The organism is Bacillus cereus group sp. MYBK5-2, assembly GCF_051915685.1.
GTDB classification, from domain to species: domain Bacteria; phylum Bacillota; class Bacilli; order Bacillales; family Bacillaceae_G; genus Bacillus_A; species Bacillus_A cereus.
Genome location: NZ_JBQAFE010000006.1, coordinates 1 through 14,353, shown reverse-complemented (window position 1 = coordinate 14,353; position 14,353 = coordinate 1). Strand labels below are relative to the sequence as shown.

Genomic DNA, 14,353 nt, shown 5'->3' with positions numbered 1-14,353 from the left:
GAATTGTATCATAATTCTCACTATTATAGTTCGGTAAGTGAAATTACAAGGACGTTTTAACAAAAAAGCAGATACATCACGTATCTGCTTTCCACCCTTTTTATTTAGCTAACTTTTGAAGTTCGTCAAAGAATGTAGGATATGATACACCTACTGCTTCTGCATCTTCAATAATTGTTTTTCCTTCTGCTAGGCAGCCAGCAATTGCAAGCATCATTCCGATACGGTGATCACCATAACTATTTACTGTATTGCCTTTTAGAGCTGATTTTCCGTAAATGATCATACCGTCATCAGTTGCTTCTATTCGAGCTCCTAGTTTCGTTAACTCAGCAACTACTGTATCAATACGGTTTGTTTCTTTTACTTTTAATTCGTGTGCATCTTTAATTACTGTAATTCCTTCTGCTTGCGTTGCCGCTAATGCGATTACAGGAATCTCATCGATTAATCTAGGGATAATATCTCCGCCAATTTCAATTCCTTTTAATGAAGATGTTTCGATTGTAATATTTGCAGCTGGTTCTGATGCCCCTTCGTTAATTAGGTCTACAGTGAACGTAGCACCCATTTTTTCTAAAACATCAATAATACCTGTACGGGTTGGATTCATTCCTACATTTTGTAATACTAGTTTACTATTTGGGATGATTGCACCTGCTACTAAGAAAAATGCTGCTGATGATACGTCACCGGGCACTTGAATGTCTGTTGCTGTTAATTTTTGTCCACCTGACAGCTTCACTGTTTTCCCTTCGCGAGTTACTTTAACACCAAATGCTTCGAGCATTCTTTCCGTATGGTCGCGTGAAATATGTGGTTCTGTAACAGCTGTTACACCTTCTGCACGAAGACCTGCAAGTAAAATAGCTGACTTTACTTGTGCACTTGCAACAGGAGAAATATATTCAATTGCTTTTAAATCTCCGCCACGTATTGTTAACGGTGTAAATGTTCCTTCTTCTCGGCCGTCTATGTTTGCGCCCATTTGTTTTAATGGGTTTGTTACACGCTTCATCGGTCTTTTTGCGATAGATTCATCACCTTGTACGCAAGAGAAAAATGGTGTGTTAGCTAATATACCTGACATTAATCGGATTGTTGTACCAGAATTACCAACATCTAATACAGCTTTTGGTTCTTGTAAACCTTCTAATCCTTTACCAACTACAGTAACCTCGTCACCGTTTTGCGTAATTTCTACTCCCATTTCTTTAAAACATGAAATCGTACTTAAACAGTCTGCACCGGGCAAGAAACCTTTAATTGTTGTTTTCCCTTCTGCAATAGAACCGAACATAACAGCACGGTGTGAAATGGATTTATCACCTGGGATTGTAATATTGCCATTCAATCCGTTATTAACAGGTTGTATTGTTCTTTCTTTCACGTTTTTCACCTTCTCATTTAAATTGTTTCATAAGTTTGGTATTCTTCTTCTCCAAGCGCTAGTTTTGCTTTCATACGATCTTCTTCCCTTTGGAAGCTAATACGTAATACCCCAAGCAGTCCTTCACGCGCTTCTAATATTTGCAAGTTCGTAATACTAATTTCCTCGCGCGCCAAAATACTCGTAATATGAGCCAATGCCCCCACCTTATCTAATACATCGACGTATAAGTCGTGATAGGCAGGAATTGCCCCTCTCTTTCTTACTGGTAAAGAATCACGGTATTCTTTCGCATCTGCAAAATAGTTTTGAATCTCGCATGCATCTCCGGTAGAAACTGTTTTATATAAATCTTCCATTTCAGAGATCCACTCTTTTAATAATACCATTAAATGCTCACGATTTTGCTTTACAATATCACTCCACATTTTCGGACTACTAGATGCGATACGTGTAATGTCTTTAAACCCTCCAGCAGCTAGCTGATGAATGAGCGGATTATCTCCTGCATGTTTCTCTACTTGCTTCACTAAACCTGCTGCGATAAGGTGCGGGAAATGACTAACGATTCCTGTTACATAATCATGTTCTTCTGTATTTAAAACAAGGAAATGTGATCCCGTTCCTTTTAACCAATCTTTTAACTCTTCCACATGTTCATTTGGCACATGATGCATCGGTGTTAAAATGTAAAATGCATTTTCAAATAAATGCGCTTTTGCACTTTCAACTCCCGTTTTATGAGAACCTGCCATTGGATGTCCACCAATGAAAGATACTTCCTTTGAAAATAAAGTTTCTGCTTCATTCATAATCGTGCCTTTTGTACTACCAACATCAGTCACTATAACATCTTCTCGTAAACGGAATGACGCAAGTTTGTGTAATAGCTTCTTTGTTTCTTCAACTGGAGAAGCAAAAACAATTAAATGTGCCTCTTCACATGCATGCTGTAAATCAACTGCTATTTCATCTACTACGTGTAATTCTTTTGCACGCTCTACTTGTTCTTGAAATATATCATAACCTGTTATCGTTACATCGTGCTCTTTCTTAATTGCTAATGCGAGAGAGCCTCCGATTAAACCAGTTCCAATTAATACTACCTTTTTACGCATTTTCCTCATCTCGAGACTTTCTTTTTTTATTTTCAAAGTGTTGTTGTAACACTGAAATCACCCCTTCATTTTGCTCCCTTGTTCCGACTGTAATACGGATACCATTCGGGAACGGACGAATAATAAATCCTACATGTGCACAAGCTTCATAAATCTCTCCAGCATTCTCAACTGGCAAGAAGATGAAATTTGTTTGCGATGGATAAAATGGAATATCATTTTCCCTACAAAAGCTCTCGTATTGTTGTAATCCTTCTGTATTCACACGAACTATTTCTTCAATAAACTCGTCATCACCAAAAGCAATCGTCGCTGCTTTTTGCGCTAATGAAGATACGTTAAATGGCAAACGAACGACATTTAATTTTTCGATTAACTCTTCCTGTCCAACCGCATATCCAACGCGGAAAGAAGCTAATCCGTACGCTTTAGAAAATGTTCTAAGTACAAGAATATTTTTATGTTTTTCTAAAAGCGGTAATGTCTCTGGGAAATCTTTTGCTGTTACGTATTCATAGTACGCTTCATCAATGACAATTAACGTATTTTCACTAATACCTTCAATGAATTGAGTCAATTTTCGGTCATTCACATATGTGCCTGTTGGATTGTTCGGGTTACAAATCCATACAATTTTTGTATCGTTATCTACTACTGAAGAAATTTCTTCTAAGTCGTATACACCGTTATTTAACGCAACTTCCTTCACTTCGCAACCTTCTATAATGGCATGATGACGATACTGTGGGAATGTTGCACCTGCTGTTACAATGTTATCTCCCGCTCGTAATACGGCGCGGCTTATTATTTGAATGATTTCATCTAAACCACTACCACAAAGTACTTGTTCCATTTTCACATGTAACTTATCTGCGATTGTTTGACGGAGCGTTGTAGCACCTCCGTCAGGATATAAAGCATGTTCCAACCACGATTTTTGCAACTCATCTAAAACACGTGGCGAACAGCCGAATGGATTTTCATTCGATGCTAATTTCACAAACGAATGATCTCCGTACACTTCTTTCATTTGTTCTGGTGATTTACCTGGTTTATATGGTTGTAATGATGATAGTTGATCTTTTACTTGCACGTTAAACCCACCTTTTTATTAAAATTCTTTTGCGTAGTTATTGTGTTGCATAATGTTTTGTTTTAATAATTCCATACGATCTTTTCCGAATTGTTCGACTAGTGCATCTGCAAGTTCCCATGCCACAACAGATTCAGCTACTACACCCGCCGCTGGTACTGCGCAACTATCAGATCTTTCAATACTCGCTTGGAATGCTTCTTTCGTATCAATATCAACGCTTGCTAACGGTTTGTATAAAGTAGGAATTGGCTTCATCACGCCTCTTACGATAATTGGCATACCTGTTGTCATACCGCCTTCTAAACCGCCGGCATTATTCGTTCTTCTCGTGTATCCTTTTTCTTCATCCCACAGAATTTCATCATGCACTTTACTTCCTGGTTGTCTTGCCGCTTCAAAACCTACGCCAATTTCAGCACCTTTAAATGCATTTATACTCATAATTGCACCAGCAAGTTTTGCATCTAATTTACGATCGTAATGAACGTAACTACCAACGCCAATTGGCATACCTTCTGCAATAACTTCCACAATACCACCGATTGAATCTCCGCTACTTTTTGCGTTGTCAATCGCATCCATCATTTCTTGCTCTACTTCTTTATCTAAACATCGAACTGGTGAGTTTTCAGTTATCGTTTGGATTTCTTCAATCGGTAAGTTTGAAATATGTTTTGCTTTTACTCCACCAATTTCAAGAACATGTCCTGCAATTTTTACGCCTAATTCGCTTAAAATTTGTTTTGCAACTGCACCAGCAGCTACACGAACTGTCGTTTCTCTTGCAGATGAGCGCTCTAATACGTTTCTTATATCACGATGACCATATTTAATTGCTCCATTTAAATCCGCATGTCCTGGACGTGGTTTTGTAATTGTACGTTTCATGTCCTTACTTTCTTTTTCAGAAATTGGCTCTGCACCCATTACTTTCGTCCAATGTTTGAAATCATCATTTTTTACAATTAACGTAATCGGTGATCCAAGTGTCATCCCGTGACGAACACCACTTACAATTTCAACTGTATCTGTTTCAATTTGCATACGTCTTCCGCGTCCATGACCTTTTTGTCTTCTTAATAATTCTTTATTAATATGTTCCGCCGTAAGTGTCAAACCTGCTGGTACACCTTCTAAAATAACTGTTAACTGCGGTCCATGTGATTCTCCAGCTGTAATGTATCTCATTTCTCTTGCCCCTTTACTATTTTTTTGTACAAAAAAGTCCCTACTGAGCGCTCAGTAGGGACGATGTTTATCGCGGTACCACCCTAGTTGTAGACTTCTTTCGTCTACCTCTCTTCTTCTTTAACGATCGTTTGACCGTCTTACCCTCCAAAAGTTGTCGGGAAAGATGCTCCAAGGCTGTAATTCATGCTTACCTTTGTACTGATTCACACCGACCATCAGCTCTCTTTAACAGTGAGATAAGCACTACTGTTTCCTCTTCAACGCATATATGATATGGAATTAAGATAATTTATTTTTGAAACCTTTTAACTCATCCATGAATCTATGGAATTCTGGAATGTCCATTTGTTGTGCAGAATCTGATAATGCAACTGCTGGATCTGGATGAACTTCAGCCATTACTGCATCTGCGCCAATTGCAAGTGCCGCTTTCGCTGTTGGTAATAATAAATCTCTGCGTCCAGTTGAATGTGTTACATCAACGATAACTGGTAAATGTGTTTCTTTCTTTAAAATTGGTACTGCAGAAATGTCTAATGTGTTACGTGTTGCTCTTTCGTATGTGCGGATACCGCGCTCACAAAGAATAATTTGATCGTTACCTTGCGCAATGATGTATTCCGCTGCGTTAATGAACTCATCAATTGTTGCTGCTAATCCACGTTTTAATAATACTGGTTTGTTAACTTTACCTACCGCTCGTAATAAATCGAAGTTTTGCATGTTACGTGCGCCAACTTGAATTACATCAACGTAGTCTAATGCCATTTCAACATCGTTCGGATTTAAAATTTCACTAATAATTGCTAAGTCAAACTCGTCTGCTACTTGACGTAAAATTTGAAGTCCTTCTACTCCCAAACCTTGGAAATCATATGGAGAAGTTCTCGGTTTGAATGCACCACCGCGCATTAATTTTAAGCCTTGGTCTTTCATCGCTTGCCCTACTTGACGAACTTGTTCTAAACTTTCTACTGCACAAGGTCCCATGATGAACGTTTGTGTTCCGTTTCCAATCAATTCACCTTTTACATCAACGATTGTATTTTCTTGTTTCTTTTTACGTGATACTAGTAACGCTTTACGGTTATCATCTTCTTGTAACTCTAAGCTTGCTTTGAAAATCGTTTTGAAAATATGTTGAACTGTTGATGTTTCGAATGGTCCTTCGTTATGCTCTGCAATCATATCAAGTACTTCACGCTCACGTACTGGATCAAAGCGTTTCGTACCTTGTACTTGCTTTTGCTCTCCAATTTTTTGAACAATTTCACCACGTTTGTTTAAAAGGTGTAATAGTTGTAAGTTAATTTCATCTACCTGTTTACGTAATTGATCTAATTCATGATTTGCCATTTGGAAATCCTCCTCTAATGTTTTAAAAGTATAGTAAGAGAATAAAAAATTCTCTATTTTCTGAACTGACTAATTATACAAATTCATAGTGGAATCGATACCTCTTCTTATTTTAAACTGATAATTCTTACAAAGACATGAACTACTAGTTAAAAGCCCACTTTTTTGTACAAAAAAGCCCTACTGATCCAATCAGTAGGGACGATATTTATCGCGGTACCACCCTAGTTGTAGACTTCTTTCGTCTACCTCTCTTCATTGTTAACGATCATCTGACCGTCTTTCCCTTCATAAAGACAATACTATCTTTACTACGAAAAAGATGCTCCAGGACTGTAATTCGCTCTTGTTTATGTACTGGTTTGCACCAACCACCAGCTCTCTGTTACAGGGAAACAACAACTACTGCTTTTCCTTTCAATGCATGACTATTTAATTTTCAAGTTGAACCACTAAAATACAAAAAGTCCCTACTGAATAAATCAGTAGGGACGATATTTATCGCGGTACCACCCTAGTTGTAGACTAACTTTCCGTCTACCTCTCTTCACTGTTAACGATCAATTGACCGCTTTTTCCTCATAAAGACAAACTATCTTTATTACGAAAAAGATGCTCCAAGACTGTAATTCATGATTATCCCTGTACTGGTTCACACCAACCACCAGCTCTCTGTTACAGTAAGACTAACCACTACTGTGATCTCTTCATTGCACTTTGTTTATTCAAATGTTTTTGAAATTGAATAAGTATGATTCGTATTATAGAACGCTTTTCAAAACACTGTCAACAACTTTTTATATATTTTTTTAAATTCCACTTTCGTCCTATAATTCTTTTTGTAAATCACCCATTACAATTCCTATGCGAATTATTTCATTTTCTAGTAAATGTAAAACATATTCCTCTACTTCATACTGAACTAATAATTCTTTTATTTTTATGATTTCTTTTTCAAATAAAACGGCTTCGTGACATGTTTGTAGTAAAATAAAAAACACATTTGCAAATATTTCTTTATGCGCTTTCATACTTTCTTTTTTATGAAGCATTTCAATCAATAACTGCTTCATTTCCTCACCTGCACATTTACCATGTACACTTGAAAATGCACGAGACATAATACATAATCCTTTTTCTAATATTTCATCCATGTATAAAATAATACGTAAAAGCATTACATATTCTCTTGCAGTTATCTCACCCATTTTTGGTCGTTCTCGCAAAAATACACTGAGCCAAGCTGTCCAAAATTTTTGTTGTTCTTTTACACTTAATGTTTTGACGTAATAGCATAAAAACTGCATAAACTTAATTTTATTTTCTTCATTTTCTAGTATGAGTAACGGGTATAACCAATCTGTTTTTTGATCCCAATATAGTACACATTTAATAAATACAAAGCTAAGCCACTTCAAGAAAGCTTCTCTCGTATGCGGATGTAATACTTCCAAATGTTCTATCGCATACTTAATAAATCGCTTCATTTCTGTAAATAAAGGTAGATTTATTTGCGTGTAACATAAGCCGGCCCATGCATATTCCGTAATCTCATTTTGTTTTTTTAAATCTAAGTATGGTAACAAATATTTTCGGCACCATTGTTTTTCAATATGATATAGGAATGTAATATCTGCTATTAAACGAGCAAACATAAAGTTTGTTCGTTCCGAATTAACTCTTACTTGTTCTTCAAATAAAAATAAATATTCATATACATTACGATCGTATAAATGATCATATGATAACAACTTTAATAATACAGCCGTCATTTTTCCAACCGGATGCTGAATTGATTCATTATAAAAATCTTGTTTCGCAAGCTTAAAGTCTGTATCACTCTTCATAACTTGAGGAAACACTGAAAATGCAAATCGTTTTACAACACGTATACTATTCTCTTCTAACTCTTCTAGTCGATTACTAATTTCATATAGAAAACTACTAATTAACCAATGAAAAGCAGTATTTCTAACAAATTTCTGCAATAGCGGAATAATTTTTTGGATTTGCTCATTCGTCAATCCTCGATTATTTCGCCATTCTCTAATACAAACAAACCATACTTCATTACTTATTTCTTGCACTCCTACTAATTGGTATGCAAATGAAATACTCAACTCTGTGTTTAATTTACATGCTTTTGATAACATCTCTAAAAAATGGCGTTGTTCAAAAACACCATCTTGCGAAAATTGCTGAACTTGCTTCATAATTTCAACATCTTTCAGCTGCAATAATCCGTCAGCAGTTACATTACAAGTAATGCTTTCTACTGTATCCTCTTTCTTTTGTACACTGTATCGTTCAGAATGAAAATGAGGATGCTTTTGCTTCATTAACTCATACCCATTTGCCGTAGATGGGCTATTCGAATCACACTTGAATAATAAGTCTAATACGAGACATGCATCAAATACCCTCTCTTCTGTAAGATGCTTTATTACAGTTCGAGTGACTTCTTCTTTTGTTTTTTCTAAACAATGTGCATAATGCCTTTTTAAAAGTTGAAAAACTTCGTGTTTATAAGTGAAATCTAAAAGAAGTCCTTCATGTAACAACCATTTCATTTTGTCATCTACACGAACAAAAATATTTTTATTCATCGCATCAATTGCAATTCGCTTTTGAAGTACACTATTTGCTTCTATCATTTCTGTAATATAATAATCCGCTTTTTTCTCATTGTTTTCGCATAAATAAGTTAGACACTCTTTTACAATTCGTATTAAAAATGCAAGGTCATTTTGATGAAACTCTTTCTCTACATTTTCCTTATTTCTTTTTTTCAGTGCCGTTTGTCTTAACGACAACATTCTCAATTTTTCTAATCCAATCATCATAATTGGAACAGCATAATAAGCGATATATGGCCTCATCTTTTCGTTCCAAATTTGCTCCACATGAGAAAATGTAGATACTGGTAAGCGACTCGATTCCTCGAGTTCTATTGATTCTTGCGTATCATTTCCCCATTTCCTTACACGTTTCAACTTCAGTTTTCCGTCTAAAATAAAAGTTAGTAACAATAAGGCAATTTCTTTATGCTCAGGAAAAGAACATTTTTGCAGTAACTTAGAAATCTTTTCTATAGAGCTACTATCTTTTTCAGCTGTTTCTAATAAAAGGAGGGTCCACCTTGCAAACAACAACGGGTCCATCTTACTCTTCGTTTCGTTTAAGTAGTTACAAATTGTTCTCCATAATAACGGTGATATTTTAGAATAGTTTTTATAAATTAATTGAAATAATTCTTTCTGATGACTAAAAAGAAATTGTTCCACTAACCATTCTGCAAGTAATTCATCTACTTCATTATAGTTTGGCGTAAGCATAAACAAATTTTGTAATTTACCTTCTGCTTCTAACCATTCGACCCATTCATAATCATGAGCAAATTCCACAAAGTAACGTACTGTTTCAATTTTTTTAATCGATTGCTTTATGTATGATAATTGTTCCTGTTCTACTGACGGGGGAACCGTTACAATATCCCGAATACGCATTCTTTTCGTAATATAATTATCACCCATTAATTCAGCCCAGCGTTTTACCGCTTTTACGAGGGATTGATGATTATTCACCTTATTCGGATACACAATTGGTCTTATCCCTAAATGTTCCCAGTGGTACGTATTTTCTCCTTGTGCGACAAAAGCAAATCGTCTTGTACTTGGTGGTAAACCAGTTGCTAAATATTTCATTACTGGGTCATTATGACTATATCCAACGAATAAAACGGTGTAATTTGAGAATAGATCAACTAAAAACCTTCTCGCCCACCCTTCCGTTAAGTAAGCCCTTCCAAAATCACCATCTGTTAAAATTAAAGCCTCTTTCTCCTGTTCTACATTACCATGTATGTAAGCAAGACCTTTAAAAGCTCTCCCAGTCGGTAAAGCTGGAGCGTAATAAACATTGATATCTCTATTTATTTCTTTAATTGCAGTTGTAAAATGTTGATCAAAATTTGTTGTTACAATGCGGATATCTGTATCTAAAGGAAATAACCTTGGAATTGCATAATGCAATGGATTCGGTTTTGATTTCTCTATATGAACGAGATCTCTTGCGACTTGATGTACATCTTTTGTTTTCGCAATTTTACCAAGATAATAATCATGTGGTTCTGTTATTTCACGTTTTTCGACATATAACGTTTTTGCAATTTCATCAACTAAATCATCAAAATTCGGTAAGTTTGATTTCCCTTTCATAGAAACTCCCGCTCCAACAAATAATACTAACTTTCCTTGCTCAAGGTGATCAATTAACTCATCTGGAATTTCTACTTCTGAAGTAATCCACATCCTGGATTCCCCCTTACCTAAAAATGTCATACACTCTCATTTTACTATAACATTTTTTCATTGTTTTTATAATATTTAGACTAAATTCCGAACATGAAAAAGTTTTATGTAAATAAATCCGTTACAATGTATGAACTCCAGAATTTATTGAAAAACTATGTATAAATCGGAGGTGTAAATTTTGAATGATTTCACAGTAGTGCTTATCAAGTTTATATCGTGCATTATCGCATTTAGCATTGGGCTTGCTTTATTTTTCCCTGCAACGTTTGTTCAAATTATTTCATTCAGTCTCTTTGTTACAATCGTATCCTACATGTTCGTTGATAAAATCATTTTAAATCGAATTGGCAATACTGGTGCCATTATGTCGGATTTCTTATTAACATATTTAAGCGTATGGATTTTCGGTAATATTTTATTAGACAACTATATGCAAATTGCATGGGGCAGTATCCTTTCTGCCATCGTCTTCACTTTATCTGAAGTAATCGTTCATCGCTTCTCTAACTCTCATACAAGGCACAACAATGATAACATTCGTATTAATCGCCGCTTTGCATATGGTACAGAGTTTGCTGAAGAACAAAATATATTGGATAAAGATAAAAAAAAGTAATGTTTTAATGCAGGAGCGCCCTTTTTAATTATGTGGTGCTCCTTTTTTGTATTTTTTCATTATGGTACGTGAAATTATATAAGTGATTATTTCAAAATACCGACTTACTAACAATATTTGACGCTATTTTTTCTAATAAAAAACTGCCTCTTATTTAGAGGCAGCCACTTTTAAGTCTTTTACTGCAACAACATCCGCAAACGCTCCCAATACTGCGTTATGATGTTTCACAATATCTTCAGCACGTAACACTTCTGTATTAAATGTACTATGTGCATCACTCACTAACGTTACTTTATATCCTTCACTACATGCTCTGCGCGTTGTCGTATCTACACAATACTCTGTTTGCATTCCCGAAAGAATAACGTGTTCAATTCCTTTCTCTTGTAACACTTCGCTTAAGTTTGTATTATGGAATGAATCTGGAGTCGTCTTTTCAACTATATTATCTCCTTCTTGCGGAGCGATGGCCGCATGGATTCGCCATCCATCCGTACCTTTTTCTAACGGATGGTCTTTAGGACCGTTATGTTGGATATAAATAACCGGAATATCATTTGAACGACATTCCATAATAAGCTCTTGCAATGTTTGTAAAAACTTTCCCCCATTATGTACTGGCATTCCAGCTGTATACATACCCGCTTGCACATCAATTACGATTAATGCTTTTTTCATTTCACACATCCCCCTTTATTTGTATAAGCCATTATTATTGTTTATATTCCATCATCCAACAATCTTCTAATTTCCCCTCATGCAACTCATGTTCCTTTAAAATCTTTACTTTTTTAAATCCACTTTTTTCATAACACTTTATTGCTCGTTCATTATTTACTTTCGGATCCATTGCAATTGCTTCTGCTCCCATTTCACCCATAATATATGTAATTGCTGCCTGAACGAGTTTTGTTCCAATTCCCTTTCCCCAATAAGCTGGTTCACCGATAAATTGGTCCATACCCCATACATTTTGTGATTCTTTATAGCCATATGACGCTTTCCACTCTGAATCCACTGGGTACATTTGTATGTAACCAATCGGAACGGTATCAAATTCTATTAAACATCTTTTTTCATTACTGTTTGGACTATGTATAAAATGATCAAGCACCTTTTCTACAGATTGCGGATTATCTCGTCCTTCGTAATACTGCAAGACTGCTGGGTCCGTTAACCATTTAGAAATGATAGATGCATCATCTTCCATTACGTATCTAATCAATAAACCATCTTTTTGAAAAAGCATATTATACCTCTATTATTCCTTTATATTTTTTCTTGCTGTTACATCTTTCATTGCACCTACTAATGCATATGGTAGTAATGTAATCGCAAAAAATGCTGTAAATACGTTAAATTGCGGGATTGTATAGAGTGTGAACCATTCAGTGAAAAATTGAGAATTTAATATTCTATTAAAAAACTCTCCGCCTGGCCTAAAGTTTGGCGCCCACGCAGTGATTTCACACAAAATAAAGTGAAACTTTAATCAGTGGGGGTTTTGTTCATCCCCCACTGATTATCAGCCCTCACCAATCGGGCTTTTACGGGCAGTAAGACCCCCACCTAACTTCTTCGCTTTCGCTAAATTTTGAGGTGGGGGTCTTACTGCCCTTTAATGCGGGGTAAACAGTAACTGAACAATAAAAAATGCCCCTAGATAACGAAACCAAGTCCGTTTCCATATAGGTTGTGCATTTTTTAATATATCTCCCATCTTACCCCCTCCTTAAATATCCATCATATTAATTATATACTTTCCTCACTTTATTTGTTAAAATTTTCTATATAATTAATGCTGTTGGGGGGAAATACATTATGTCTAATCCTATACTTACATCCACTTTAATCATTCTTAGAGGAAACTCCTCAAGTGGTAAAACAACGATTGCAAAACAACTACAAGAACATTTCGGACAAGGAACACTTTTAGTATCACAGGATGTTGTACGTAGAGATATGCTTAGAGTACACGACACAATGGGTAATTTATCACATGATTTACTATTTGAAATTACGAAGTACGGAAAAGGAAAATGTGAATTTGTTATTTTAGAAGGTATATTGAACAGTCATAGGTATGGTGAGATGTTAAAAGAATTAATTCGTTATTTTGATGAAAATGCATTTGCATATTACTTTGATTTATCATTAGAGGAAACTATTAGACGACATAACACAAGAGACAAACGACATGAATTTGGTGAGGATTCCCTACAAAAATGGTATAATCCGCACGATACTATTAAGGTTGCCACAGAAACTATTTTTACAGATAACTTTACGCAAAAAGATATATTTGATGCAATTCTTAATGATGTTGCGATCGAAAAACAAGCCTAACATAATATGTTAGGCTTGTTATGTATTTTGTATTTCAGTTTTTATAATTAAACAATCTATACATAAATAATAGTATATATTCATTTCCCCAAACTGGAAATCAACTACTGAAATAAGTCCACGTTCCTCAATATCTTGAGTAATTGTAGCAACATATTTCATCTCTTTCGCACAAGTTGGACACGCCAAATCCTTTGGAAGATCATCATATAATGGTACGCCTAATAATCTACATACATATTTAGAACCGAACAAGTCAAAAGCTTCCCAGTAACTATCTTCATCTGTAGGTATATCTTCATTTTTCATATTTATAAGCTTTACCGTTGTTTTTGGTAATGAAGCTGGTAACTTAATTACAGATTTAGTAATAAGCCCTTTAAAAATCCTATTATCCTTCTACTAACAAAATAAAAGCCAGCCTCAATAAAGAGAACTGACTTCTATTTGGATAATTATTGTTATTATAAAATTTTCACTTTAACAGTTTGTCTTCCCCAATTCATAGCTTTACTTTTTGAACCCATTAAAACATCAATACGATTACCTTTAATTGCACTTCCAGTATCACCAGCGATCGCTTCTCCATAGCCTTCTACCCATACTTTAGATCCTAATGGGATTACTTTCGGGTCAACTGCGATAATTCTCATATTCGGATTTGCCGTTAAATCATGCCCCATCGCAGTTAAAACGCGTCCACCATATGTACCATTTTCACTTGGATCAGCAGTATACGCTGTCGCTACTACCGTTAATTCACGTTTAGCAGACTGTATGTTGTTTTTAGATGCTTCTTTCGCTCTCTCTTCTTCTTTAGCCTTTGCTATTTCTCTTGCTTTCTCTTCTTCTTTAGCTTTTGCTATTTCTCTTGCTTTCTCTTCTTCTTTAGCTTTTGCTATTTCTCTTGCTTTCTCTTCTTCT

12 protein-coding genes, 2 pseudogenes and 3 other annotated features are annotated in these 14,353 nt (G+C 35.4%); of the genes and pseudogenes, 2 read left to right on the top strand and 12 right to left on the bottom strand.

Annotated elements, in window-relative coordinates; genetic code table 11:
* Positions 1-100: 100 nt before the first annotated feature.
* The 6 genes from aroA to ACTFP3_RS19685 all read right to left on the bottom strand — a co-directional run bounded on the left by aroA (position 101) and on the right by ACTFP3_RS19685 (position 10,461).
* The gene (gene aroA / locus ACTFP3_RS19710; RefSeq protein ID WP_000664630.1) at positions 101-1,390 is read right to left on the bottom strand and encodes a 3-phosphoshikimate 1-carboxyvinyltransferase; all 1,290 of its coding nucleotides are present in this window, start codon (positions 1,388-1,390) and stop codon (positions 101-103) included.
* 17 nt (positions 1,391-1,407) lie between these two features.
* Entirely contained in the window at positions 1,408-2,508 is a 1,101-nt protein-coding gene (gene tyrA / locus ACTFP3_RS19705) for a prephenate dehydrogenase (protein WP_001228137.1), read from the bottom strand.
* Complete coding sequence (gene hisC, locus ACTFP3_RS19700) at positions 2,501-3,601, bottom strand: histidinol-phosphate transaminase (RefSeq protein ID WP_440011036.1); 1,101 nt, start codon at positions 3,599-3,601, stop codon at positions 2,501-2,503. Before hisC ends, tyrA begins: the two co-directional genes overlap by 8 nt.
* 18 nt (positions 3,602-3,619) lie before the next feature.
* Positions 3,620-4,792, bottom strand: coding sequence for a chorismate synthase (gene aroC, locus ACTFP3_RS19695; protein WP_149215716.1), 1,173 nt, complete (start codon positions 4,790-4,792; stop codon positions 3,620-3,622).
* A gap of 53 nt (positions 4,793-4,845) precedes the next feature.
* Positions 4,846-5,065 (bottom strand) — a binding site (T-box leader).
* A gap of 9 nt (positions 5,066-5,074) precedes the next feature.
* Entirely contained in the window at positions 5,075-6,151 is a 1,077-nt protein-coding gene (locus tag ACTFP3_RS19690; protein ID WP_001273575.1) for a bifunctional 3-deoxy-7-phosphoheptulonate synthase/chorismate mutase, read from the bottom strand.
* Positions 6,152-6,345: 194 nt separating this feature from the next.
* Positions 6,346-6,581, bottom strand: a binding site (T-box leader).
* Positions 6,582-6,635: 54 nt separating this feature from the next.
* Positions 6,636-6,871, bottom strand: a binding site (T-box leader).
* A 107-nt stretch (positions 6,872-6,978) separates the two neighbouring features.
* Positions 6,979-10,461 (bottom strand): DUF4020 domain-containing protein, encoded by a 3,483-nt coding sequence (locus ACTFP3_RS19685; RefSeq protein ID WP_440011034.1) that lies wholly within the window; start codon positions 10,459-10,461, stop codon positions 6,979-6,981.
* 181 nt (positions 10,462-10,642) lie between these two features.
* On the opposite strand from ACTFP3_RS19685, the gene ACTFP3_RS19680 reads away from it, so the two are divergent.
* On the top strand, positions 10,643-11,080 hold the full coding sequence (locus ACTFP3_RS19680) for a YndM family protein (protein ID WP_000997702.1): 438 nt from the start codon (positions 10,643-10,645) through the stop codon (positions 11,078-11,080).
* Positions 11,081-11,230: 150 nt separating this feature from the next.
* Here the strand turns inward: ACTFP3_RS19680 and ACTFP3_RS19675 are convergent, their stop codons facing one another.
* From ACTFP3_RS19675 to ACTFP3_RS19660, 4 genes and pseudogenes are all read right to left on the bottom strand, one after another.
* A complete protein-coding gene (locus ACTFP3_RS19675; protein WP_284996252.1) occupies positions 11,231-11,761 on the bottom strand; it encodes a cysteine hydrolase family protein in 531 nt (176 codons plus the stop codon).
* Between the two features lie 34 nt (positions 11,762-11,795).
* Positions 11,796-12,332, bottom strand: coding sequence for a GNAT family N-acetyltransferase (locus tag ACTFP3_RS19670; protein ID WP_086385766.1), 537 nt, complete (start codon positions 12,330-12,332; stop codon positions 11,796-11,798).
* 12 nt (positions 12,333-12,344) lie between these two features.
* Positions 12,345-12,563: pseudogene (locus tag ACTFP3_RS19665) on the bottom strand (YfzA family protein); the annotation flags it as partial.
* A gap of 138 nt (positions 12,564-12,701) precedes the next feature.
* A complete protein-coding gene (locus ACTFP3_RS19660; protein WP_000502345.1) occupies positions 12,702-12,803 on the bottom strand; it encodes a YfzA family protein in 102 nt (33 codons plus the stop codon).
* Between the two features lie 101 nt (positions 12,804-12,904).
* On the opposite strand from ACTFP3_RS19660, the gene ACTFP3_RS19655 reads away from it, so the two are divergent.
* On the top strand, positions 12,905-13,429 hold the full coding sequence (locus tag ACTFP3_RS19655; protein ID WP_000070150.1) for a kinase: 525 nt from the start codon (positions 12,905-12,907) through the stop codon (positions 13,427-13,429).
* A gap of 18 nt (positions 13,430-13,447) precedes the next feature.
* Here the strand turns inward: ACTFP3_RS19655 and ACTFP3_RS19650 are convergent.
* Together ACTFP3_RS19650 and ACTFP3_RS19645 are read right to left on the bottom strand one after the other, a co-directional pair.
* Positions 13,448-13,783 (bottom strand): annotated as a pseudogene (locus ACTFP3_RS19650) (hypothetical protein); the annotation flags it as partial.
* 110 nt (positions 13,784-13,893) lie between these two features.
* Positions 13,894-14,353 (bottom strand): 3D domain-containing protein (locus ACTFP3_RS19645; RefSeq protein ID WP_440011032.1); only part of this gene is annotated, 460 nt, incomplete at its 5' end.